At 62.2% G+C, this 20,423-nt stretch carries 30 protein-coding genes; all 30 read right to left on the reverse strand.

Going from position 1 to position 20,423, the window contains the following annotated elements; translation table 11 throughout:
• Nucleotides 1–16 precede the first annotated feature (16 nt).
• The 30 genes from crcB to rpsS all read right to left on the reverse strand — a co-directional run bounded on the left by crcB (nt 17) and on the right by rpsS (nt 20,408).
• Nucleotides 17–391 (reverse strand): fluoride efflux transporter CrcB, encoded by a 375-nt coding sequence (gene crcB, locus EB815_RS23025; RefSeq protein WP_056568029.1) that lies wholly within the window; start codon nt 389–391, stop codon nt 17–19.
• 45 nt (nt 392–436) lie between these two features.
• Nucleotides 437–805, reverse strand: coding sequence for a DUF779 domain-containing protein (locus tag EB815_RS23030; RefSeq protein ID WP_056568080.1), 369 nt, complete (start codon nt 803–805; stop codon nt 437–439).
• Nucleotides 806–910: 105 nt separating this feature from the next.
• Complete coding sequence (gene adh, locus EB815_RS23035; protein ID WP_056568032.1) at nt 911–2,428, reverse strand: aldehyde dehydrogenase; 1,518 nt, start codon at nt 2,426–2,428, stop codon at nt 911–913.
• Between the two features lie 141 nt (nt 2,429–2,569).
• Nucleotides 2,570–3,541: a helix-turn-helix domain-containing protein gene (locus EB815_RS23040; RefSeq protein ID WP_065005132.1), complete on the reverse strand. Its 972-nt coding sequence runs from the start codon at nt 3,539–3,541 to the stop codon at nt 2,570–2,572.
• A 400-nt stretch (nt 3,542–3,941) separates the two neighbouring features.
• Nucleotides 3,942–4,772 carry an aspartyl/asparaginyl beta-hydroxylase domain-containing protein gene (locus EB815_RS23045; RefSeq protein ID WP_056568035.1) on the reverse strand — a complete coding sequence of 277 codons (831 nt, stop codon included), beginning with the start codon at nt 4,770–4,772 and terminating at the stop codon, nt 3,942–3,944.
• Nucleotides 4,773–4,948: 176 nt separating this feature from the next.
• The gene (locus EB815_RS33665) at nt 4,949–5,620 is read right to left on the reverse strand and encodes a DUF930 domain-containing protein (RefSeq protein ID WP_244493996.1); all 672 of its coding nucleotides are present in this window, start codon (nt 5,618–5,620) and stop codon (nt 4,949–4,951) included.
• Between the two features lie 5 nt (nt 5,621–5,625).
• Nucleotides 5,626–6,933 (reverse strand): replication-associated recombination protein A, encoded by a 1,308-nt coding sequence (locus tag EB815_RS23055; RefSeq protein ID WP_056568042.1) that lies wholly within the window; start codon nt 6,931–6,933, stop codon nt 5,626–5,628.
• A gap of 39 nt (nt 6,934–6,972) precedes the next feature.
• Nucleotides 6,973–8,466, reverse strand: coding sequence for a DegQ family serine endoprotease (locus EB815_RS23060; RefSeq protein WP_056568045.1), 1,494 nt, complete (start codon nt 8,464–8,466; stop codon nt 6,973–6,975).
• A 181-nt stretch (nt 8,467–8,647) separates the two neighbouring features.
• Nucleotides 8,648–9,079 carry a 50S ribosomal protein L17 gene (gene rplQ, locus EB815_RS23065; RefSeq protein WP_010909289.1) on the reverse strand — a complete coding sequence of 144 codons (432 nt, stop codon included), beginning with the start codon at nt 9,077–9,079 and terminating at the stop codon, nt 8,648–8,650.
• Between the two features lie 104 nt (nt 9,080–9,183).
• Nucleotides 9,184–10,194 carry a DNA-directed RNA polymerase subunit alpha gene (locus EB815_RS23070; protein ID WP_006205443.1) on the reverse strand — a complete coding sequence of 337 codons (1,011 nt, stop codon included), beginning with the start codon at nt 10,192–10,194 and terminating at the stop codon, nt 9,184–9,186.
• A gap of 104 nt (nt 10,195–10,298) precedes the next feature.
• Nucleotides 10,299–10,688, reverse strand: coding sequence for a 30S ribosomal protein S11 (gene rpsK / locus EB815_RS23075; RefSeq protein WP_006205444.1), 390 nt, complete (start codon nt 10,686–10,688; stop codon nt 10,299–10,301).
• 140 nt (nt 10,689–10,828) lie between these two features.
• Nucleotides 10,829–11,197 (reverse strand): 30S ribosomal protein S13, encoded by a 369-nt coding sequence (gene rpsM / locus EB815_RS23080; RefSeq protein ID WP_006205445.1) that lies wholly within the window; start codon nt 11,195–11,197, stop codon nt 10,829–10,831.
• Nucleotides 11,198–11,415: 218 nt separating this feature from the next.
• Nucleotides 11,416–12,012 (reverse strand): adenylate kinase, encoded by a 597-nt coding sequence (locus EB815_RS23085; protein ID WP_056568048.1) that lies wholly within the window; start codon nt 12,010–12,012, stop codon nt 11,416–11,418.
• Entirely contained in the window at nt 12,009–13,349 is a 1,341-nt protein-coding gene (secY, locus tag EB815_RS23090; protein ID WP_056568050.1) for a preprotein translocase subunit SecY, read from the reverse strand. Before secY ends, EB815_RS23085 begins: the two co-directional genes overlap by 4 nt.
• Nucleotides 13,350–13,543: 194 nt before the next feature.
• Entirely contained in the window at nt 13,544–14,017 is a 474-nt protein-coding gene (gene rplO, locus EB815_RS23095; RefSeq protein ID WP_056568053.1) for a 50S ribosomal protein L15, read from the reverse strand.
• 22 nt (nt 14,018–14,039) lie between these two features.
• Entirely contained in the window at nt 14,040–14,237 is a 198-nt protein-coding gene (gene rpmD / locus EB815_RS23100) for a 50S ribosomal protein L30 (RefSeq protein ID WP_006205449.1), read from the reverse strand.
• 23 nt (nt 14,238–14,260) lie between these two features.
• Complete coding sequence (gene rpsE, locus EB815_RS23105; RefSeq protein ID WP_032933400.1) at nt 14,261–14,824, reverse strand: 30S ribosomal protein S5; 564 nt, start codon at nt 14,822–14,824, stop codon at nt 14,261–14,263.
• Between the two features lie 77 nt (nt 14,825–14,901).
• Nucleotides 14,902–15,261 carry a 50S ribosomal protein L18 gene (rplR, locus tag EB815_RS23110; RefSeq protein ID WP_010909284.1) on the reverse strand — a complete coding sequence of 120 codons (360 nt, stop codon included), beginning with the start codon at nt 15,259–15,261 and terminating at the stop codon, nt 14,902–14,904.
• 140 nt (nt 15,262–15,401) lie between these two features.
• Nucleotides 15,402–15,935: a 50S ribosomal protein L6 gene (gene rplF, locus EB815_RS23115; RefSeq protein ID WP_013895694.1), complete on the reverse strand. Its 534-nt coding sequence runs from the start codon at nt 15,933–15,935 to the stop codon at nt 15,402–15,404.
• Between the two features lie 88 nt (nt 15,936–16,023).
• Nucleotides 16,024–16,422, reverse strand: coding sequence for a 30S ribosomal protein S8 (gene rpsH, locus EB815_RS23120; RefSeq protein WP_006205453.1), 399 nt, complete (start codon nt 16,420–16,422; stop codon nt 16,024–16,026).
• A gap of 12 nt (nt 16,423–16,434) precedes the next feature.
• Nucleotides 16,435–16,740, reverse strand: coding sequence for a 30S ribosomal protein S14 (gene rpsN / locus EB815_RS23125; RefSeq protein ID WP_056568056.1), 306 nt, complete (start codon nt 16,738–16,740; stop codon nt 16,435–16,437).
• Nucleotides 16,741–16,767: 27 nt separating this feature from the next.
• Nucleotides 16,768–17,346 (reverse strand): 50S ribosomal protein L5, encoded by a 579-nt coding sequence (rplE, locus tag EB815_RS23130; protein WP_056568059.1) that lies wholly within the window; start codon nt 17,344–17,346, stop codon nt 16,768–16,770.
• Nucleotides 17,339–17,653, reverse strand: a complete 315-nt coding sequence (rplX, locus tag EB815_RS23135) for a 50S ribosomal protein L24 (RefSeq protein WP_006205456.1) — start codon at nt 17,651–17,653, stop codon at nt 17,339–17,341. The genes rplE and rplX overlap by 8 nt, the downstream gene beginning before the upstream one ends.
• Before the next feature lie 12 nt (nt 17,654–17,665).
• On the reverse strand, nt 17,666–18,034 hold the full coding sequence (gene rplN / locus EB815_RS23140) for a 50S ribosomal protein L14 (protein ID WP_006205457.1): 369 nt from the start codon (nt 18,032–18,034) through the stop codon (nt 17,666–17,668).
• 72 nt (nt 18,035–18,106) lie between these two features.
• The gene (gene rpsQ, locus EB815_RS23145; protein ID WP_010909280.1) at nt 18,107–18,346 is read right to left on the reverse strand and encodes a 30S ribosomal protein S17; all 240 of its coding nucleotides are present in this window, start codon (nt 18,344–18,346) and stop codon (nt 18,107–18,109) included.
• 11 nt (nt 18,347–18,357) lie between these two features.
• Nucleotides 18,358–18,558, reverse strand: a complete 201-nt coding sequence (rpmC, locus tag EB815_RS23150; RefSeq protein ID WP_006205459.1) for a 50S ribosomal protein L29 — start codon at nt 18,556–18,558, stop codon at nt 18,358–18,360.
• A 13-nt stretch (nt 18,559–18,571) separates the two neighbouring features.
• Nucleotides 18,572–18,985 carry a 50S ribosomal protein L16 gene (gene rplP / locus EB815_RS23155; protein WP_010909279.1) on the reverse strand — a complete coding sequence of 138 codons (414 nt, stop codon included), beginning with the start codon at nt 18,983–18,985 and terminating at the stop codon, nt 18,572–18,574.
• A gap of 27 nt (nt 18,986–19,012) precedes the next feature.
• Nucleotides 19,013–19,738 (reverse strand): 30S ribosomal protein S3, encoded by a 726-nt coding sequence (gene rpsC, locus EB815_RS23160; RefSeq protein ID WP_010909278.1) that lies wholly within the window; start codon nt 19,736–19,738, stop codon nt 19,013–19,015.
• Complete coding sequence (rplV, locus tag EB815_RS23165) at nt 19,738–20,127, reverse strand: 50S ribosomal protein L22 (RefSeq protein ID WP_010909277.1); 390 nt, start codon at nt 20,125–20,127, stop codon at nt 19,738–19,740. The genes rpsC and rplV overlap by 1 nt, the downstream gene beginning before the upstream one ends.
• A gap of 2 nt (nt 20,128–20,129) precedes the next feature.
• On the reverse strand, nt 20,130–20,408 hold the full coding sequence (gene rpsS, locus EB815_RS23170) for a 30S ribosomal protein S19 (RefSeq protein WP_006205463.1): 279 nt from the start codon (nt 20,406–20,408) through the stop codon (nt 20,130–20,132).
• Between the last annotated feature and the right edge of the window lie 15 nt (nt 20,409–20,423).

The raw sequence follows: 20,423 nt of genomic DNA on the forward strand, positions 1-20,423 counted from the left end.
TGGCGCGGCAATAGCACTAAGGCAGGCTTCTTGCGAGCCAAAGACCCAAAAACAGGGCGATGATGGCGCCAACGACGCTGGTCAGTGCATATCCAAACGCCGGCAACGTGGCTCCTCGTTCCCACAGCGTGGCGAAATCGAGCGAAAAGGCGGAAAAAGTGGTGAAGCCGCCCAAGATACCAGTGGCGACAAACAGCCTGACTTCGTTCGGCCCGCCGCGACGCGCCATGGTGGCGATGAACAGGCCCATGGCAAAGGAGCCGAGGATGTTGATCGCCATGGTGCCCCAGGGATAGTTGGGGCCGACAAGGCGCAGCGCGCCCATGTTGGCGAGATGGCGGATGCCGGCGCCGATACCGCCGCCGAGGACAACAAGAAGCAGATTGAACATCGCCGTTTACTGCCCTTGCAAGGGCGGCGGCGTCAACCCGTCCCGTCAAGCCCCCGCCGGCGCCTCCGGAACGGCGCAGATGGCCGAGCGTGTCAGGAACCGTCTCTCGCGCCCATTGTCGAGCGAGAACATGCCACCCCTACCCGGCACCACATCGATGGTAAGGTCGGTGTGCTTCCACGCTTCATATTGCGAAGCGCTGATGTAGACCGGCGTTCCGCCGATCTCGCCCAGCATGACGTCATTGTCGCCGACGATGAAGTCACCGCGGGGATAGCACATTGGCGAGGAGCCGTCGCAACAGCCGCCCGATTGATGAAACAGCACCGGGCCGTGGTCGGCGACGATCTCCGCCAGGAAAACAATGGCTTCCGGCGTGGCCGAGACTTTTCCGAGCGAAACCTTGTCGGACATGCCTTTCTCCTTCTTCATCCCCAAACCATCCAAGGCGCGGCTGATGGAGCCGCGCCTTGGATCACGCATGATACCCGGGGGATCATGCGCCGCCTCGAGAGGCAATCAGAAGAAACCCAGCTTTTTCGGGCTGTAGCTGACCAGCATGTTCTTGGTTTGCTGATAGTGGTCGAGCATCATCTTGTGGTTTTCCCGTCCGATGCCGGACTGCTTGTAGCCGCCGAAAGCCGCGTGCGCGGGATAGGCGTGGTAGCAGTTGGTCCAGACACGACCGGCCTGGATGGCGCGGCCGAAGCGGTAGCAGCGGTTCGCGTCACGGCTCCAGATACCGGCACCAAGGCCATAGAGCGTGTCATTGGCGATCGACAATGCCTCGTCATCATCCTTGAAAGTCGTCACCGAGACCACCGGCCCGAAGATCTCCTCCTGGAAGATACGCATCTTGTTGTGACCCTTGAACACGGTCGGCTTGACGTAATAGCCGCCGGCCAGATCGCCCGGCAGATGGTTCTGTTCGCCGCCGGCCAGCACTTCGGCGCCTTCCTTGCGGCCGATGTCGAAGTAGCTCAGGATCTTTTCCAGCTGTTCGCTCGATGCCTGTGCGCCGATCATGGTTGCCGGATCGAGCGGGTCGCCCTGGACGATCGCCTCGACGCGCTTCAATGCCTTTTCCATGAACCTGTCGTAGATCTTCTCATGAACCAGTGCCCGGCTGGGACAGGTGCAGACCTCGCCCTGGTTCAGCGCGAACATGACGAAGCCTTCGAGGGCCTTGTCGAAGAAGTCGTCATCTTCCGCGGTCACGTCCTGGAAGAAGATGTTGGGTGACTTGCCGCCGAGTTCGAGCGTCACCGGGATGAGGTTCTGGCTGGCATATTGAGAGATCAGCCGGCCCGTCGTGGTCTCTCCGGTGAAGGCGATCTTGGCGATGCGGTTCGATGAAGCGAGCGGCTTGCCGGCCTCGAGTCCAAAGCCGTTGACGATGTTGAGCACACCATCCGGCAACAGGTCGCCGACCAGGTCCGCCCACAGCATGATGGTGGCGGGTGTCTGTTCGGCGGGCTTCAGCACCACGCAGTTGCCGGCGGCAAGTGCCGGCGCCAGTTTCCACACCGCCATCAACAGCGGGAAGTTCCAGGGAATGATCTGACCAACGACGCCAAGCGGCTCATGGAAATGATAGGCGACGGTGTCGTGGTCGATCTCCGAGATGCCGCCTTCCTGGCTGCGTACGGCACCGGCAAAATAGCGGAAATGGTCGATCGCCAGCGGCAAGTCGGCCGCGGTCGTCTCGCGGATCGGCTTGCCATTGTCCCAGGTTTCGGCAAGCGCCAGGAGGTCGAGATTGTCTTCCATGCGATCGGCGATGCGGTTGAGGATCAGCGCGCGGGCGGCGGCGCTGGTCCTGCCCCACGCATCCTTGGCCTTGTGCGCGGCATCGAGTGCCGCCTCGATGTCCCTGGCGTCCGAGCGAGCGATTTCGCCCAGCGGCCGGCCGGTCACCGGCGATATGTTCTCGAAATATTTTCCGGAAAGCGGGGCAACCCATTTGCCGCCGATATAATTGTCATAGCGCTTGGCGAAGGGAACCTTGGCCGTGCGGGAAAATTCCACCTTGTTCATCGTCTTCCTCCCAAGTGGCAGCGTCACGGGATGTGGCGCCTCGTTGGGAAGAGTTGCGGACGGGGTCAGCTTTGTCAGCCCCGGCTCCGGCATCCGCCAGCGCGGACTGTCGCAGATCTGCGACAGTCACCGGCTCAAAGCTCAGTGCGGACGACGGATGCCGAAGCGGGCAAGCTTGCGGTGCAGGGTCGCCCGCGAAATGCCGAGGCTGCTGGCAGCCGCCGACACGTTGCCCTCGGCGCGCGCCATGGCCCTCTGGACCACGCCACGCTCGGCTTCGTCCAGATCTTCCGCCGCCCTGGCCAGGTTGCCCAGAATGTCCGCGGCGGGGAGCCCCCTTGCCAGGACCTGCTGGGTGATGCCGAGGCCAAGACGCGCCGAGCGTGTTGCGCCGATCACCAAATCATCGCCATTGACGGCGATCAATGCGCTGGCGCTGCGCTCGGCGACCGGTGCCAGCAGGATGCGGGCATCTGAAAACACCAGGCGGAAATTCTCGGCCTCGATGCGACGCGCGGCGTCCCCCACCGCGATGGCGATCAGGTTGACGAAGCCTTCGGTCAGGTCCGACCGGCAAGATGAAACATCGAGGGCGGCCGCCAGATTGCCTTCATGATCAAAGATCGGCGCCGTGGTGCAACTGAGCAATGTGTTGCGCGAAAAGAAATGCTGGTCGCGGTGAATGGTGAGCGCACGCTGATCGGCAAGGCAGGTGCCGATGCCATTGGTACCCTCGGAATCCTCGCTCCATACCGTGCCCGTCCACAACCCCCACTCGTCAAACGTATCGTCATCCGCAACGGCGCCGCGGCGCTCGACAGGAATGCCGTCACGGTCCGCAAGCAGCACACAGCAGCCAACGCCGCCCACGGCGAGGTAGAGACGATCGAGGCTCGCATCCGCGGCGCGCAGCAGCGGCTCTATGCGTTGCCGGGCCTCGCTCAACTCGCTTTTGGTGAGACGCTGCGGCGCCTTTCGTTCGGCTGGATCAAGGCCGTGCAATGTGAGCGATCGCCGCCAGGACGCAACCAGCGCCGAACGCGCGGCATCGCTGCCGGCGATGGCTGACTGGATGAAATCCGCATGATGAACCGTAGGCTGCCGTCCGCTCACCTTATCCTCCAAAGGCGATTGTCGCTTCCAACCCGAGCTGCGTTATATCCACTCAGACATATCCGCAGTATGAAGTTGTAGGCACGGAAGCGCGGCGGCGCTATTGGACGATGGTGCAACAGGTGAGAAGGAGGGCGTGATCGTAGTCTGCCCGGAACCGCCAACATGACCGTCACCAGTCAGGCGTTGCCCAGCCCGGATACTTTTTCCTGAACTCGCTGTAGAGGGCATCGACTCCGGCTCTGCTGACCGGGCGCAGGCGAGCCACGAAGCGTTGGTGCCCAGAATGGCGTGTAGAGGATGGCCGCGATCCAGACCGCAAAAGCGGGCCGCGCACGAGTGGCCTTCAGGCCCAGCCACATAGCCGCCGGCGAAGCCGGCAGCGTCAGCGAATTTCAGTTCAGGTGGTTTCGACCTTCTTCGGCTTGGTCGAGCCGATCATTTTCCAGTTCTTGTAGAACATCGAATTGATGCGTTCGACGCTGACCGACACGACAGCGAGCATGCCGGCGATGAGTCTTGGGAACGGGGACGGCCTGATAATGTCCATGAACACGCAGTAACGGCGGCCGTCATACTCGTTGACCGAACGGTGCAACAGCGTGTCGTCGAAAATGAACTGCGGATTGTCGTACCAGTAGTTCTTGACGTTGCCGCATTCGACGAAGATTTCCGCCTTCACCGGGATCAGATTGTAGAGGATGCGCAGGCTGAGCCGCAGCGGCCCGAAGTGCCAGGAGGTCGATTCGCGCTTGCTGAAAACCGAAACGGCGATGGTCTTGATGTATTTGAAATCCTTGTTGAATTCGGCGACGTTGTCTATTCTGTGCTTGCCGTACCATTGATAGACATACATGCCGCGCCGACCGGCACCGAAATTGGCGTCGATGTCGGCGATGATCTCGTCCTTGCGCGCCTTGAAGATGTCCAGGACCTCATTGACCTCGCGCTGATAGTCCTCCGGAAACTGCTCCAGCTTCCACACGCCGGGGTTCCTGTAGCACAGGAGATCAACCAGCAGGTTGAACGGCGAAAGCAGCCAGGTGAAGAGGCCGTTGCCAAGAAAATAGCCGCTGAACAGCGCCAGATCCTTCCGGTCGTTGCGCAGCACGTCAATCAGCCCGCAAACGATGAAGATCGTCGTGAGGATGGGGATGAAGTAAAAGCCAAGGGCGAGAAGTGGGATGGCGATGGCGAATTTGCGAAGGGATTTGCGAAGGGTTTTTGTCATTTTTCCACGCGCGAAGCGCGATCCTGTTGCGAATGAGTGTGCCAAATCTCGACAACGGCCACCGCCCGGCCGTGCGCCTTGATAAGATTTTTTGGGTCGCCGCACAACGCCACGACTGCGTGGCCTGGCAGCTGCCTGGTGGAATTTGCCAGACTTCGGTCAATGAACCACTGGGGTCAATGCACCGCCGGCAAGCCGAGCTCGTCCCATTTCTCCCTGGCCACGGGATCGCCGACCAGGAACTCAAAGCCGATGACGCTTTCGCCGTCTTGCGCGAGCTGGCATTTGAACTTGAGATTATACCAGTTTTTGCGACTGCGGAAAGCCGCGCCATCCGCGGCGATCGTGGTGCCGCGGACCTTCTCTTCGGCCGTTGCGTAAGCCACGACGCGCTCCGGCTGAAAGTCCGCGCGCCATCGCCGGATCTGGTCCATGGCTTCGAGATTGCACAACTGCACCATGCGCTCATCGGAAGCGAAGGTCGCAAGATCGGCACGCGCCTGCCGGCTGCGCGGATCGGCGAGCGTCTTGCCCGACAGCATGTCGGTCGGCCGGATCATGGCCGGCGCGGTGGGTGATTGAGATCGAGGAGCACTCGGCGGTGGTGACGGCGCTGGCGCCTCTGGTGCCGAAGGTCGTGCTGGCGCTGGCGGCGGCCTTGTCGACGCCTCGAACTGCTGGGGCGTCAGAATGCCGACCGACACCCGCTCCTCTTCCAGCCGCTTCGGCAGCTTCGGCAGCGGCATGAGAGCCAGCGTCGCGGCAAGCAGAGCGTGGAGAACGACGGAGGTCGAGATACCCCATGGCGAGGCCTCGCTTCGAAGCGTGACGACCACCGGGCCGCGCAAGTCAGCTAGTCCCGTTCCTTGCGCAGCTTCGCCCAGTAGTCGAGCCGCTTCCTGATGTCGCGCTCGAAACCACGCTCGGGTGGATCGTAGAAGGTCTGGCGGCCCATCTTCTCCGGAAAATAGTCCTGGCCCGAAAAAGCGTCCGGCTCATCGTGATCGTAGCGATAGCCCGCGCCGTAATCCTCTTCCTTCATCAGCTTGGTCGGGGCGTTGAGGATGTGCTTTGGCGGCAGCAGCGAGCCATGCTCCTTGGCAGCGCGCGTGGCCGCCTTGAAGGCGGTGTAGACGGCGTTGGATTTGGGCGCTGTTGCGAGATAGACAGTGGCCTCGGCAAAGGCCAGTTCGCCCTCCGGCGAGCCCAGATAGTCATAGGCGTCCTTGGCGGCATTGGCGACGACCAGCGCCTGCGGGTCGGCAAGGCCGATGTCCTCCATCGCCATGCGCACCAGCCGGCGGCCGAGATAAAGCGGATCCTCGCCGGCATCGAACATGCGCGCGAGATAGTAGAGCGCGGCGTCCGGGTCCGAGCCGCGCACCGACTTGTGCAGCGCCGAGATCAGATTGTAATGGCCGTCCTGGCCCTTGTCGTAGATCGGCGCGCGGCGCTGGACGATGCGCTGCAGGCCTTCGGGATCGAATATCTCGCCAGGCTTGGCCGCGCGCCAGACCTCCTCGGCGAGTGTCAGCGATGCACGTCCGTCGCCATCGCTCATGCGGATCAGCATCGCCCGCGCCTCGTCGTCGAGCGGAAGCGCCCTGCCCTCCGTGGCCTCCGCGCGCGTCATCAGCTTGGCGATGCTCTCCTCGCCGAGTGAATGAAAGACCATGACGCGCGCGCGCGACAGCAACGCGGCGTTCAATTCGAAGGACGGGTTCTCGGTTGTGGCGCCGACCAGGACGACCGTCCCATCCTCCATGACAGGGAGAAACGAATCCTGCTGGGCGCGGTTGAAGCGGTGGATCTCGTCGACGAAAAGCAGGGTCTGGCGGCCTTTGGCGCGGCGCAGCTTCGCCGCCTCGAACACTTTCTTCAGGTCGGCGACGCCGGAAAAGACCGCCGATATCTGTTCGAAGGCCAGGCTGGTCTCGCCGGCAAGCAGCCTTGCCACCGTGGTCTTGCCGGTGCCCGGCGGGCCCCAGAAGATCATCGAGCCCAGCGAGCCGGAGCCGATCAGCCGGGTCAGCGCGCCATCGGGGCCGGTCAGATGCTCCTGGCCGACGACCTCGCCAAGGTTTCTGGGCCGCAGCCTGTCGGCCAGCGGCCGTCCGGGCGGCGCCTTTTCCGGTTCATCGACGCTGAACAGATCGGCCATTTATGTCTTCAGGTTGGAGCACGACCGCTCGGGCCGAACTCAGTAACGCAACACCTGGCGCAGTATCTGCCCGCCGCGCTCGACGGTAAAGCGCCACCAGCGCGTATCCTGCTGGGCTACCTGCGCCAGCGTCGCGGCGGTGTCGATGGTGGTGCCGTTGACCTCGCGCACGATATCGCCCGGCTGGAAGCCGAAATCGGCGGCCGGCGAATCGCGGTTGATATCGATCACCGTGACACCTTTGAGATCCGTACGCAGGCCAAGCTTCTGGGCAAGCCTTGGCGACAGTTCCGCGACCTTGGCGCCCGAGAACGGGCTGCGGCCATGCAGCGTCACTTCCGAGGCTTTTGCACCCTCCGGCGCGCGCTCCAGCGCAATGTCCATGGCTGCTTGCTGGCCCTTGGTCAGGATCGCGAAATTCGCCTTGGTGCCGATCGACAGCGTCGCCATGCGATAGTCCAGCGCCTCGATGCTCTCGACGGGCTTGCCGTTGATCTGCAGCACGACGTCGCCCGCCTTCAGCCCAGCCTTACCCGCCGGTCCGGTCGCTTCGACGGAAGAGACAAGAGCTCCTGCCGGTTTCTCCATGCCAAGCGATTCGGCGATCTGCGGCGTCACCGCTTCGAACTCGGCGCCGATATAGGGCCGTTCGAAGAAGTCGAGGCCGGCCTTGGCGGCATCGGCAAAAGCCCGCACCATATTGGCGGGGATGGCAAAGCCGATGCCGATCGAACCGCCGCTGCGGCTGTAGATGGCGGTGTTGATGCCAACCAGTTGGCCACCCATGTTGATCAGCGCGCCGCCGGAATTGCCGGGATTGATGGCGGCGTCGGTCTGGATAAAGTAGCCCGAATCCGAGACGCCGATATGGCTGCGGGCAAGGGCCGAAACGATGCCGCTGGTGGTGGTTTGGCCGACGCCGAACGGGTTGCCGATAGCCAACACAAGATCGCCGACCTCGAGCGCGTCGGAATCGCCGATGGCGATAACCGGGAACGGCTTGTCGGACTCGATCTTGAGCACTGCGAGATCGAGCGTCTCGTCCTTCAGCATCACCTTGCTGGTGAATTCCCGCCCGTCGGCCGTCGCCACCTTGACCTCGTCGGCATCCTTGATGACGTGGAAATTGGTGACGATGACACCGCTCGGATCGACAAGCACGCCAGAGCCGAGTGAGGACTGCGCGCGCGGCTGCGCGCGGCCGAAAAACTCCTCGAAGAACGGATCGCCTTCAAAAGGCGACGTGACCTTGGCCGTCTGCGAAGCATAGACGTTGACCACGGCGGGCGCGGTTTGCTTGACCAGCGGCGCGAACGAAAGCTGCACCTCCTCGCGGCCGAACGGCACGCGCTTGTCGGGCCCAGAGGTGGCATTCTCGCCTTCAACGCCATGCAACAGATCGGTCAGCACGTCCGACAGGCCCGGATCGGCTGGCTTGGCGGCGTCCTCGGCCAGCGCCTGCCGGACTGCCGGTGCGGCTGCGACCACCATGAAGGCGCAGAGCAGAACAAGGGACAGTCTTTTGGCGCGCATTCGCGAATCCTCCAAGGCAAGTTCGGGCGCATTGTCCCGACGATTGTGCAAAATGAAAGGCTAAGCCGCTGAAATCCGATTATTTTCACGCCAGAACATGGTGATGGGCGCGCCCCGACGCATGCAGAACATGAAAAAGGGGCCCGCAGGCCCCTTCAATTCATTCCGGAAAAACGGGGCCTTATGCGGCCGCGGCTTCCGCGTCGGTGCCTTCGGCTTCGAGGCGGGCGCGGTCGCCGGCGCCCTTGGCCGAGGTGTCGCGATCGACGAACTCGATGACAGCCATCGCGGCATTGTCGCCGTGACGGAAGCCCGCCTTCATGATGCGCAGATAGCCGCCGTTGCGGTTGGCGTAGCGCGGGGCGATGGTGTCGAACAGGCGCTTGACGACGCCTTCATTGCCGATCTGCGCGATCACCTGACGGCGGGCATGCAGGTCGCCGCGCTTGCCGAGCGTCACCAGCTTCTCGACGATCGGACGCAGGTCCTTCGCCTTCGGCAGGGTGGTGACGATCTGCTCGTGCTCGAGCAGCGACACGGCGAGGTTGGCGAACATCGACTTGCGATGGCTAATGCTTCGGGCGAAGCGGCGGCCTTTGAAACCGTGGCGCATGGCTCTTTTCCTTCTTCAGTTGTTCAAGAGGCCAAGGCCTCTGATGGTTTTCCGCATGACCGTCGGATCGGGCGGCCCACGCCGCCGATCCTTGGAATTCATGCTCAATATTGATCTTCGTAACGCTTGGCGAGGTCTTCGATGTTCTCCGGCGGCCAGTCCGGCACTTCCATGCCGAGGTGCAGGCCCATCGCCGCCAGGACTTCCTTGATCTCGTTCAGCGACTTGCGGCCGAAGTTCGGGGTGCGCAGCATCTCGGCTTCGGTCTTCTGGATGAGATCGCCGATGTAGACGATGTTGTCGTTCTTCAGGCAGTTGGCCGAACGCACCGAAAGCTCGAGTTCGTCGACCTTCTTGAGCAGCGCCGGGTTGAAGGCGAGCTCGGTGACGGCTTCCGCCGCGACTTCCTTCTGCGGCTCGTCGAAGTTGACGAACAGGCCAAGCTGGTCCTGCAGGATGCGGGCGGCGAATGCCACCGCGTCCTCGCCCGAGATCGAACCGTCAGTCTCGATGGTCATGGTCAGCTTGTCGTAGTCGAGAACCTGGCCCTCGCGGGTGTTCTCGACCTTGTACGAAACCTTCTTGACCGGCGAATAGAGGCTGTCGACTGGGATCAGGCCGATCGGCGCGTCCTCGGCGCGGTTGCGCTCGGCCGGCACGTAGCCCTTGCCAGTGTCGACGGTGAATTCCATGCGGATTTCAGCGCCTTCGTCCAGCGTGCAGATGACGTGGTCGGGATTGAGGATCTCGACATCGCCGACCGTCTGGATGTCGCCGGCGAGAACCGCACCCGGGCCCTGCTTGCGAACGACCATGCGCTTGGGGCCGTCGCCTTCCATGCGGATGGCGATTTCCTTGATGTTCAAGACGATGTCGGTCACGTCCTCGCGCACACCGGCGATGGACGAGAATTCATGCAGAACGCCGTCGATCTGCACGGCGGTAACGGCCGCTCCTCGCAGCGAAGACAGAAGCACGCGGCGCAGCGCGTTGCCGAGAGTGAGGCCGAAGCCACGCTCGAGCGGTTCGGCGACCAGCGTGGTCAGCGTCTTCTTCTTCGACGAGAACTCGATCTTGTTCGGCTTGATCAGTTCCTGCCAATTTTTCTGGATCATGATGCTTTCCTTCCGTTGACCCGCCACCATCCAATCGTGGCGGGCGACCTGGAATGCCGCGGAGGAGCGCCCCGAGGGCGCTCACGCGACGTTCGATAAATTGCTTAGACGCGGCGCTTCTTGCGCGGGCGGCAGCCATTGTGCGGAATCGGCGTCACGTCACGGATGGAAGTGATGGTGAAGCCGGCCGCCTGCAGGGCGCGCAGTGCCGATTCACGACCGGAGCCAGGTCCGCAGACCTCGACCTCGAGCATGCGCATGCCGTGTTCCTGGGCCTTCTTGGCAACGTCCTCGGCAGCCATCTGGGCAGCGAACGGGGTCGACTTGCGCGAACCCTTGAAGCCCTGGGCACCGGCCGACGACCAGGCAATCGAGTTGCCCTGCGCGTCGGTGATGGTGATCATCGTGTTGTTGAAGGTCGAATTGACGTGGGCAACGCCCGACGAGATATTCTTGCGTTCGCGACGGCGAACACGAGCGGCTTCCTTGGCCATGATAGTCCTTTCAGTTGATCTCTACACCGCCGTAATGCCAGCGGCTCCACCTGGAAAGTGAGTAGCAAATTAGTGAGTAGTGACGAGATGCAGCCGTTGACGCTGCTTCTCACTACCCACTACCGGCTACTCACTCCAAATTACTTCTTCTTGCCGGCGATCGACTTGGCCGGGCCCTTGCGGGTACGCGCATTGGTGTGCGTGCGCTGGCCGCGAACCGGCAGCGAGCGGCGGTGACGCAGGCCGCGGTAGCAGCCGAGGTCCATGAGCCGCTTGATGTTCATCGACACTTCGCGGCGCAGGTCGCCCTCGACCTGATAGTCGCGGTCGATAGTCTCGCGGATCTGCAGCACTTCCGCGTCGGTCAGCTGGTTGACGCGGCGCTCGGCCGGGATGCCGACCTTGTCGACGATCTCCTGGGCGAACTTCTTACCAATGCCGTGAATGTACTGTAGCGCGATGACGACGCGCTTGTTGGTCGGAATGTTGACGCCGGCTATACGAGCCATGTTCTTCTCTTCTCCATCTGGGCCGGCCAACCTTCAAAACAAGGAAGACCCGGCGCTGTAAAAGTTGCCCCGCGTCCGGTGGAGGCCGGCCCTTGCGGGAGTTTCCAGTTCAAAGCGACTGCCTTGCCCTTGCGGACAAGCAAAGTTCGCACCTGATAGGAAGACGGGCCGCCATACCGCAGCGGACCGCCCCCGTCAAGCTTAATCTTTAAATTCCCTTACCGCGCCTTGGTGGCCGCCGCCAGCACAGCTTCGATCTCGGCGGTCACCGCATCGATACTGGCCATCCCGTCAACGGTCTTCAGCTTGCCTTTGGCGTAATAATAGCCGGTCAGCGGAGCGGTCTTCTTGTAGTACTCGCGCAGACGCTCCTCGAACACCGCCGGGTTGTCATCCTTGCGCACCGGCTGGCCGGCGGCCTTGGCATCCTCGGCACGCTTGACGATGCGGCCGACCAGGGCCCGGTCGTCGACGACCAGCTCGATGACTGTGTCGAGGCTGATGCCACGTTCGGAAAGCATCGATTCAACCGCATCGGCCTGCACCAGCGTGCGCGGATAGCCATCGAGGATGAACCCCTTGGCGCAATCGGCCTGATCGATCCGCTCGGCGACGATCGCGTTGACGATGGCGTCGGACACCAGTTCACCGGCATCCATCACTGCCTTGGCACGCTTGCCGACTTCGGTACCGGCCTGAACGGCGGCACGCAGCATATCGCCCGTCGAGAGCTGGGGTATGCCGTGTTTTTCTACCAGTCTTTGTGCTTGTGTCCCCTTGCCCGCTCCTGGCGGCCCAAGCAAAATCAACCTCATCTGGCTTTCTTCCCCCCGCGCAGCTTCGACTTCTTGATCAGGCCTTCATACTGATGCGCGATCAGGTGACCCTGAATCTGCGCGACCGTATCGAGCGTGACACTGACCACGATCAGAAGCGATGTGCCACCAAGGTAGAATGGTACGCCAGTCGCCGAGATCAGGAACTCCGGCAGCAGGCACACCAGCACCAGGTAGATGGCGCCGACGACGGTGATGCGGGTGAGAACGTAATCGATATAATCGGCGGTGCGCTCGCCCGGACGATAGCCCGGGATGAAGCCCGAATGCTTCTTGAGCTGGTCGGCGGTGTCCTTCGGATTGAAGACAATCGCTGTGTAGAAGAAGGCGAAGAAAACGATCATCGCCGCGTAAAACAGCATGTAGAGTGGCTGGCCGTGGCCAAGCGAAGCCAGGATGGTGCTTGCCCAGGCCGGCATGTTGGTCGTCTGCGAGAAGCCGGCGATGGTGGCAGGCAGCAAGAGCAGCGACGAAGCGAAGATCGGCGGAATGACGCCCGACGTGTTGAGCTTCAGCGGCAAATGCGAGGTGTCCCCCTGGAACATGCGGTTGCCGACCTGCCGCTTCGGATACTGGATCAGCAGGCGGCGCTGGGCGCGCTCGAAGAACACGATGAGCGCGATGACCACGATGGCCAGAACGATGATGGCCAGGATCAGACCGGTCGACAGGGCGCCGGTGCGGCCGAGTTCCAGCGTGCCGGAGATGGCATGCGGCAGGCCCGCGACGATGCCGGAGAAGATGATCAGCGAAATACCGTTGCCGATGCCGCGCGCGGTGATCTGCTCGCCGAGCCACATCAGGAACATGGTGCCGCCGACCAGCGTGACGACGGTCGAGATGCGGAAGAACATGCCGGGATCGCTGACGATGCCGTTACCGCCTTCCAGGCCCACCGAAATGCCATAGGCCTGCACAAGTGCTAGCAGCACCGTGCCGTAGCGCGTGTACTGGTTGATGACCTTGCGGCCCTGTTCGCCTTCCTTCTTCAGCGCTTCCAGCGACGGGATGACCGAGGTCATCAGCTGCATGATGATGGAGGCGGAGATGTAGGGCATGATGCCGAGCGCGAAGATCGCCATGCGCTGCACGGCGCCGCCCGCGAACATGTTGAACATGCCGAGGACGCCCTTGCTTTGCGAGGAGAAGGCCTGGGCGAAGGCGTCGGGGTTGATGCCGGGAAGCGGGATGTAGGTGCCGAGTCGGTAGACGAGCAACGCGCCGATGGTGAACCATATGCGTTTCTTCAGGTCCTCCGCCTTGGCGAAGGCCGAGAAATTCAGATTCGAGGCTAGTTGTTCAGCAGCCGAAGCCATGCCTGATTCTCCGCTTGGTAACGCTTGATGGCCCGTGAGGTCAGGCGGTGCGTTTCACCGAAGCTCACGAGATAAGCTCCGGGCTGTAAACATGCAAGCGGCCGCGTTGACGCGGCCGCCCAATTGATCAGGTCAAAGCGCAATCGTGAGCAAAAACAGGATCCCACTCTTGCCGGTCGCGCTTCAAATCGCCGTTACTCGGCAGCTGCCTTTTCCGGCAACTTGACCGAGCCGCCGGCCTTCTCGATCTTCTCGATCGCGGCCTTGGAGGCGCCGGCCACGTCGAAGGCGAGCTTTGCCTTGAGCTCGCCGTCGGACAGCACGCGTACGCCATCCTTGACGCGGCGGATGACGCCGGCGGCGACAAGCGCCTCGGCCGTCACGGTTGCCTTGGCGTCAAGCTTCTTGGCGTCGACGGCTTGCTGGATACGAGCCAGCGAGACGACAACGAAGCTCTTGGCGAAGAGGTTGTTGAAGCCGCGCTTCGGCAGCCGCCTGTAGAGCGGCATCTGGCCGCCCTCGAAGCCGTTGATGGCGACGCCGGAGCGTGCCTTCTGGCCCTTGACGCCGCGACCGGCGGTCTTGCCCGAGCCGGAACCGATGCCGCGGCCGAGACGCTTCTTGGAGTGCGTCGCGCCGTCCTTGTCACGCAGATCGTTGAGTTTCATCTGGGTTCTCCTGCGCTTTGGCTCAGCCCTCGTCCACGACGCGGACGAGATGCTGAACGGCGGCGATCATGCCGCGCACGGAAGGCGTATCTTCCAGCGTGCGCTGCTTGTGCATCTTGTTGAGGCCGAGGCCGACCAGCGTCGCGCGCTGTTCCTTCGGACGGCGGATCGGCGAACCGATCTGCTCAACGGTGATGGTCTTGGTTGCTTTCTTGGCCATGGTCAAAATCCCTGGTCAGTCGACTATTCTTCAGCCGCAACGGCGGTGCCGCGGCGGGCCTGAAGGGTCGAATACTTGATGCCGCGAGCGGCAGCGACATCCTTGGGATGCATCTGGCTCTTCAGCGCGTCGAAGGTGGCGCGGACCATGTTGTAGGGGTTCGACGACCCCATCGACTTGGCGACCACGTCATGCATGCCGAGCGTCTCGAAGACGGCGCGCATCGGGCCGCCGGCGATGATGCCGGTACCCTGCTTGGCGGCACGCAGCAGAACGCGTCCGGCGCCCCAGCGTCCCTCGACGTCGTGATGCAGCGTGCGGCCCGAGCGCAGCGGCACGAAGATCATGTCGCGCTTCGCGGACTCGGTTGCCTTGCGGATCGCTTCCGGCACTTCGCGCGCCTTGCCGTGACCAAAGCCGACACGGCCCTTCTGGTCGCCGACGACGACGAGTGCGGCGAAGCCGAAGCGACGGCCACCCTTGACGACCTTGGCGACGCGATTGATGTGGACCAGCTTGTCCACCATGCCGTCGTCGCGCTCTTCACGCTCGCGGCCGCGGCCGCCTTCCCTACGTTCCTGTGCCATATCCTGTTCCTTGTTCTTTTCCGGAAGCACGGGTTGATGATTGTCGACGCCACTTTGGGTCGCCGACGGTGAAAGAATCAGAAGCTGAGACCGCCCTCGCGAGCAGCTTCAGCCAAGGCCTTGACACGGCCGTGATAGATGTACGGGCCGCGGTCGAAGACGACTTCCTTGACGCCGGCCTTGGTCGCGCGCTCGGCGATCAGCTTGCCGATCGCGGCGGCGGCAGCGGTGTCGGCACCGGTCTTGAGCGAACCCTTGAGGTCCTTCTCCAGCGTCGAGGCAGCGGCGATAGTGTGGCCCTTGGCATCGTCGATCACCTGCACATAGATGTTCTTCGAGGTGCGGTGGACCGACAGACGCGGACGCTCGCCGGCGACCTTCCTGATCTGACGACGGACGCGCTGCGCACGACGCTGCGTGGATTCCTTGGTACCCATTGTGGTCTTCCTTGCCTTCAAAAAACGGGGGCCGCCATGTGCGGTAGGCGAAAGCGCCTCCCGCGACCGCTCCCCGCGGCGTTACACTTCCTTGGCTTGGCCCTTTTCGAAAAGTCCGAGACTTTTCGGGGCCAGGCCCACTACTTCTTCTTGCCTTCCTTGCGGACGATCTTCTCGCCAGCGTAGCGGACACCCTTGCCCTTGTAGGGCTCGGGACCGCGGTATTCGCGGATCTCGGCAGCCACCTGACCAACCTGCTGCTTGTCGATGCCGGCCACGGTGATCTCGGTCGGCTTCGGCACGGTGATGGTGATGCCGGCCGGCGTCTCGTAGACGACGTCATGGCTGAAGCCAAGTGCCAGCTGCAGGTTTTTGCCCTGAAGTGCGGCGCGGTAGCCGACGCCGGTGATCTCGAGCTTCTTCTCGAAGCCGTCCTTCACGCCCTGCAGGATGTTGACGATCTGCGTGCGCGACATGCCCCACTTGGAGCGGGCGGTCTTGGTCTGGTCGCGCGGCTGAACAGCGATCTCGCTGCCTTCCATCTTGACCAGGACTTCGTCGTTCACCACGAACTTCAGCTCGCCCTTGGGGCCCTTCGCCGTAACGGTCTGGCCGTTGACGGTCGCGGTCACGCCCTGCGGCAGCGAAACGGGTTTCTTTCCAATACGAGACATTTTGTTGTCCTCGTCACTTCTCTTGTTTCAGGTCTCTGTCTTCGGAACGATCCGAAGACCGGATTCCACTTTGCGCTCAGCTGCCGGATCAGAAGATCTGGCAGAGAATCTCGCCGCCGACGTTCTGTTCGCGTGCTTCGTGATCGGCCATCACGCCCTTCGGTGTCGAAAGGATGGCGATGCCGAGGCCGTTGGCGACGTGCGGGATCGACTTGGCCGAGACGTAAACGCGGCGGCCCGGCTTCGAGACGCGGGCGATTTCGCGCACGACCGGCGCGCCGTCGAAATACTTCAGCTCGATTTCGATTTCGGACTTGCCGTTGTCGAAGTCGGTCTGGCTGTAGTCGCGGATATAGCCTTCAGCCTTCAGCACGTCGAGGACGCGGGTGCGCAGACGCGAGGCCGGCGTCGAGACACTCGACTTCTTGCGGCCGTAGGCGTTGCGGATGCGGGTCAGCATATCGCCGAGAGGATCGCTCAATGACATGTTATGTCCTCCTTACCAGCTCGACTTGACCAGGCCCGGGATCTGGCCGTTGTTGCCGAGATCACGAAGCGCGATGCGCGATACTTTGAGCTTGCGATAGTAGGCACGCGGACGGCCGGTGACTTCGCAGCGGTTGCGGATGCGGATCTTGGCCGAGTTGCGCGGCATGGCAGCAAGCTTGAGCTGAGCGCGGAAGCGCTCTTCCATCGGCTTGGACTGATCCATGATGATCGCCTTCAGGCCAGCGCGCTTGGGACCGTACTGGTCGGCAAGCTTGCGGCGCCTGTTGTTCTTCTCGACTGAGCTGGTCTTTGCCATTTCAGATTTTTCCTTTTCTCGCTGCCGTTACTGGCGGAAGGGGAAGTTGAAGGCCTTGAGCAATGCCCTGGCTTCGTCGTCCGTCTTCGCAGTCGTACAAACGATGACGTCCATGCCCCAGATCTGATCAACCTTGTCGTAGTTGATCTCCGGGAACACGATGTGCTCCTTGATGCCCATGGCGTAGTTGCCACGGCCATCGAAGCTCTTGGGGTTCAGTCCGCGGAAGTCGCGGACGCGCGGCAGCGCGATGTTCACGAGGCGGTCGAGGAACTCGTACATACGTTCCTTGCGCAGCGTGACCTTGGCGCCGATCGGCATGTTCTCGCGGACCTTGAAGCCAGCGATCGAATTGCGGGCGCGGGTGACGACGGCCTTCTGGCCGGCGATCAGCGCCAGGTCTTCGGCCGCAACCGACGGCTTCTTGGAATCGGCGGTCGCTTCGCCAACACCCATGTTCAGCACGATCTTGTCGAGGCGCGGAACCTGCATGTCGTTGTCGTAGCCGAACTGCTCCTGCAGCGCCTTGCGGATGGTCTCGTTGTAGACCTGCTTGAGGCGCGGCGTGTTGGTCGCGGTCGCCTGCTTGGTTTGAGCCTTAGCCATTGATGACTTCTCCCGAGCGCTTGGCGACGCGCACCTTCTTGCCGTCCTTCTGGAAGATGAAACCGACGCGGGTCGGCTTGCCATCCTTGGGGTCGGCCAGCGCGATGTTCGACAGCTGGATCGGCGCTTCCTTGGTGATGATCCCGCCCTCCTGGGACTGGGACTGCTTCTGGTGACGACGGATCATGTTGACGCCGCGCACCAGCGCGGTGTCATCCTTCGGCTGAACCGAGAGGACTTCGCCCGAACGGCCCTTGTCCTTGCCGGCCAGCACGACGACCTTGTCGCCTTTTCTAATCTTTTGCATTGGTCCGGCTCCTTACAGCACTTCAGGCGCGAGCGAGATGATCTTCATGTGGTTCTTGGCGCGGAGTTCGCGCGGAACCGGTCCGAAGATACGCGTGCCGATCGGCTCTTTCTTGTTGTCGACGAGAACGGCCGCGTTCTTGTCGAAACGGATCACGCTGCCGTCCGGACGGCGGATGTCCTTGGCCGTGCGAACCACGACCGCCTTCATCACATCGCCCTTCTTAACGCGGCCGCGCGGAATGGCTTCCTTGATGGACACCACGATGATGTCGCCCACGGAAGCGTATTTCCGCTTCGAGCCGCCCAGCACCTTGATGCACATGACACGACGCGCGCCGGAATTATCCGCCACGTCGAGGTTTGTTTGCATCTGAATCATGACTGGCCGCCTTCTTCTTTTCTAACGGGACGGGTTTTTCACCCCTCCCCGGTCTGTCCAAAATTCGTTTGTTTACGCCTGGTCCGAAGACACAACGATCCAGCGCTTATCCTTGGAAATCGGCTTCGATTCCTGGATGAACACCTGATCGCCAACCTTGTGGGCGTTGTTCTCGTCGTGCGCCTTGTACTTCTTGGTCATGCGCACGGTCTTCTTCATCACGGGATGCGTGAAGCGCCGTTCGACCTTGACGACAACCGTCTTCTCGTTCTTGTCGCTGACGACGGTGCCCTGCAGAATGCGCTTTGGCATGGTTTTCGTCCTTAAGCCTTCTTGGCCGCGGACTTTTCCGCAGCGATGGTCTTGATACGCGCAATGTCCTTGCGGACCTGCCTCACGCGCGCGGTCTTCTCGAGCTGGCCGGTGGCCTTCTGGAAGCGCAGGTTGAACTGCTCCTTCTTCAGGCTGGCCAAATCGTCGGTCAGCTGGTCCTGGGTCTTGGTCCGGATGTCTTCGGCTTTCATGATCAGCCCGTCCTTATTCTGCGATGCGCTGTACGAAGCGCGTCCTGACCGAGAGCTTGGCCGCGCCGAGACGCAGCGCCTCACGGGCGGTTTCTTCACTGACGCCGTCGATCTCGAACATGATGCGGCCCGGCTTGACGCGCGCCGCCCAGTAGTCGACGGCGCCCTTGCCCTTGCCCATGCGGACTTCGGTCGGCTTCGACGTGACCGGCAGATCCGGGAAAATACGGATCCAGACGCGGCCAGCGCGCTTCATTTCACGAGTGATCGCGCGGCGGGCCGCCTCGATCTCACGCGCGGTGACGCGGTTCGGCTCAAGCGCCTTCAGTCCGAAACCACCGAAATCCAGGTTGGTGCCGCCCTTTGCGGTACCATGGATACGGCCCTTGAACTGCTTGCGGAACTTTGTGCGCTTTGGCTGCAGCATCGTTCTAACTCCAAATTCCTAAATGTCTCAGGCGTTTTCGCGACGACGACCGCGTTCGCGATCACCACCACCGCCATGCGCGGCATCACCCTCGGTCGCGCGACGTTCCGAAGCCATCGGATCGTGCTCGAGGATCTCGCCCTTGAATACCCAGACCTTGACGCCGCAGATACCGTAGGCCGTATTCGCCTCGGCCGTGCCGTAGTCGACATCGGCGCGCAGCGTGTGCAGCGGCACGCGGCCTTCGCGGTACCACTCCATGCGCGCGATTTCGGCGCCGCCGAGACGGCCGGAGCAGTTGATGCGGATGCCTTCGGCACCGAGGCGCATCGCCGACTGCACCGCGCGCTTCATGGCGCGGCGGAACGCGATACGGCGCTCGAGCTGCTGGGCGATCGACTGGGCGACCAGGGTCGCGTCGATTTCCGGCTTGCGCACTTCGACGATGTTGAGGTGCGTCTCGGACTTCGTCATCTCCATCAGCTTCTTGCGAAGCTTCTCGATGTCGGCGCCCTTCTTGCCGATGATCAGGCCCGGGCGCGCGGCATGGATGGTGACGCGGCACTTCTTGTGCGGACGCTCGATCACGACCTTGGAGATCGCGGCCTGCTTGAGTTCCTTCTCAAGATACTTGCGGATCTTGATGTCCTCATGCAGCAGCTTGCCGTACTCGCCGGTGTTCGCGAACCAGCGCGAATCCCAGGTGCGGTTGATGCCGAGGCGAAGACCGATCGGATTGACTTTCTGGCCCATTATGCGGCCTCCCCTTTTTCTTCGACTTCACGAACGACGATCGTGAGGTGCGAGAACGGCTTCTCGATACGGCTGGCGCGACCACGGCCACGAGCGTGGAACCGCTTCATGACAATCGACTTGCCGACATAGGCTTCCGCCACCACCAGCGCATCGACATCGAGGTCGTGGTTGTTTTCCGCGTTGGCGATCGCCGATTCCAGCGTCTTCTTGACCGTGCCGGAAATCCGCTTGGCCGAGAATTCGAGGTCGGAAAGCGCTGTCGCGACCTTCTTGCCGCGGATCAGCGCGGCAACGAGGTTCAGCTTCTGCGGGCTGATACGGATCGTGCGCAACACGGCGCGCGCTTCGTTATCAGCAAGCCTGCGCGGAGCTTTGGCCTTGCCCATGATTATTTCCTCTTCGCCTTCTTATCCGCGCCGTGACCGTAATAGGTCCGCGTCGGAGCGAATTCACCGAACTTATGACCGACCATGTCCTCGTTCACCGAAACGGGAACATGCTTCTGGCCGTTGTAGACACCGAAGGTGAAGCCGACGAACTGCGGCAGGATGGTGGAGCGACGGCTCCACATCTTGATCACCTCATTGCGACCACCTTCACGAACCTTGTCCACCTTCTTGAGAAGGTAGCCGTCGATGAAGGGGCCTTTCCAAATAGAACGAGTCACTTGGCGTTACCTCTT

The sequence above is a fragment of the Mesorhizobium loti genome, from assembly GCF_013170705.1.
Lineage (GTDB): Bacteria > Pseudomonadota > Alphaproteobacteria > Rhizobiales > Rhizobiaceae > Mesorhizobium > Mesorhizobium loti_D.

Bases quoted from the DNA above. Each gene is read 5' to 3' on its own strand.
- rplN (WP_006205457.1), bottom strand. From the start codon at position 18,034: ATGATTCAGATGCAAACAAACCTCGACGTGGCGGATAATTCCGGCGCG.
- rplF (WP_013895694.1), bottom strand. From the start codon at position 15,935: ATGTCTCGTATTGGAAAGAAACCCGTTTCGCTGCCGCAGGGCGTGACC.
- adh (WP_056568032.1), bottom strand. From the start codon at position 2,428: ATGAACAAGGTGGAATTTTCCCGCACGGCCAAGGTTCCCTTCGCCAAG.
- rplR (WP_010909284.1), bottom strand. From the start codon at position 15,261: ATGGGTACCAAGGAATCCACGCAGCGTCGTGCGCAGCGCGTCCGTCGT.
- EB815_RS23085 (WP_056568048.1), bottom strand. From the start codon at position 12,012: ATGAGGTTGATTTTGCTTGGGCCGCCAGGAGCGGGCAAGGGGACACAA.
- rplE (WP_056568059.1), bottom strand. From the start codon at position 17,346: ATGGCTAAGGCTCAAACCAAGCAGGCGACCGCGACCAACACGCCGCGC.
- EB815_RS23070 (WP_006205443.1), bottom strand. From the start codon at position 10,194: ATGATCCAGAAAAATTGGCAGGAACTGATCAAGCCGAACAAGATCGAG.
- rplV (WP_010909277.1), bottom strand. From the start codon at position 20,127: ATGGGCAAGGCCAAAGCTCCGCGCAGGCTTGCTGATAACGAAGCGCGC.
- rpmD (WP_006205449.1), bottom strand. From the start codon at position 14,237: ATGGCCAAGAAAGCAACCAAGACCATCACCGTTGAGCAGATCGGTTCG.
- rpsC (WP_010909278.1), bottom strand. From the start codon at position 19,738: ATGGGCCAGAAAGTCAATCCGATCGGTCTTCGCCTCGGCATCAACCGC.
- rpsH (WP_006205453.1), bottom strand. From the start codon at position 16,422: ATGTCATTGAGCGATCCTCTCGGCGATATGCTGACCCGCATCCGCAAC.
- EB815_RS23055 (WP_056568042.1), bottom strand. From the start codon at position 6,933: ATGGCCGATCTGTTCAGCGTCGATGAACCGGAAAAGGCGCCGCCCGGA.
- EB815_RS23060 (WP_056568045.1), bottom strand. From the start codon at position 8,466: ATGCGCGCCAAAAGACTGTCCCTTGTTCTGCTCTGCGCCTTCATGGTG.
- rpsQ (WP_010909280.1), bottom strand. From the start codon at position 18,346: ATGCCAAAGCGCATTCTGCAGGGCACCGTCGTCAGCGACAAGAACGAG.
- rplP (WP_010909279.1), bottom strand. From the start codon at position 18,985: ATGCTGCAGCCAAAGCGCACAAAGTTCCGCAAGCAGTTCAAGGGCCGT.
- rpsN (WP_056568056.1), bottom strand. From the start codon at position 16,740: ATGGCAAAGACCAGCTCAGTCGAGAAGAACAACAGGCGCCGCAAGCTT.
- rpmC (WP_006205459.1), bottom strand. From the start codon at position 18,558: ATGAAAGCCGAAGACATCCGGACCAAGACCCAGGACCAGCTGACCGAC.
- EB815_RS23030 (WP_056568080.1), bottom strand. From the start codon at position 805: ATGTCCGACAAGGTTTCGCTCGGAAAAGTCTCGGCCACGCCGGAAGCC.
- secY (WP_056568050.1), bottom strand. From the start codon at position 13,349: ATGGCTTCGGCTGCTGAACAACTAGCCTCGAATCTGAATTTCTCGGCC.
- rpsK (WP_006205444.1), bottom strand. From the start codon at position 10,688: ATGGCCAAGGAAGCCGCTCGTGTTCGCCGTCGCGAACGCAAGAATATC.
- rplX (WP_006205456.1), bottom strand. From the start codon at position 17,653: ATGCAAAAGATTAGAAAAGGCGACAAGGTCGTCGTGCTGGCCGGCAAG.
- EB815_RS23045 (WP_056568035.1), bottom strand. From the start codon at position 4,772: ATGACAAAAACCCTTCGCAAATCCCTTCGCAAATTCGCCATCGCCATC.
- rplQ (WP_010909289.1), bottom strand. From the start codon at position 9,079: ATGCGCCACGGTTTCAAAGGCCGCCGCTTCGCCCGAAGCATTAGCCAT.
- rpsM (WP_006205445.1), bottom strand. From the start codon at position 11,197: ATGGCTCGTATAGCCGGCGTCAACATTCCGACCAACAAGCGCGTCGTC.
- rplO (WP_056568053.1), bottom strand. From the start codon at position 14,017: ATGAAACTCAACGATCTGCGTGACAAGGACGGCGCGACGCACTCCAAG.
- rpsE (WP_032933400.1), bottom strand. From the start codon at position 14,824: ATGGCACAGGAACGTAGGGAAGGCGGCCGCGGCCGCGAGCGTGAAGAG.
- crcB (WP_056568029.1), bottom strand. From the start codon at position 391: ATGTTCAATCTGCTTCTTGTTGTCCTCGGCGGCGGTATCGGCGCCGGC.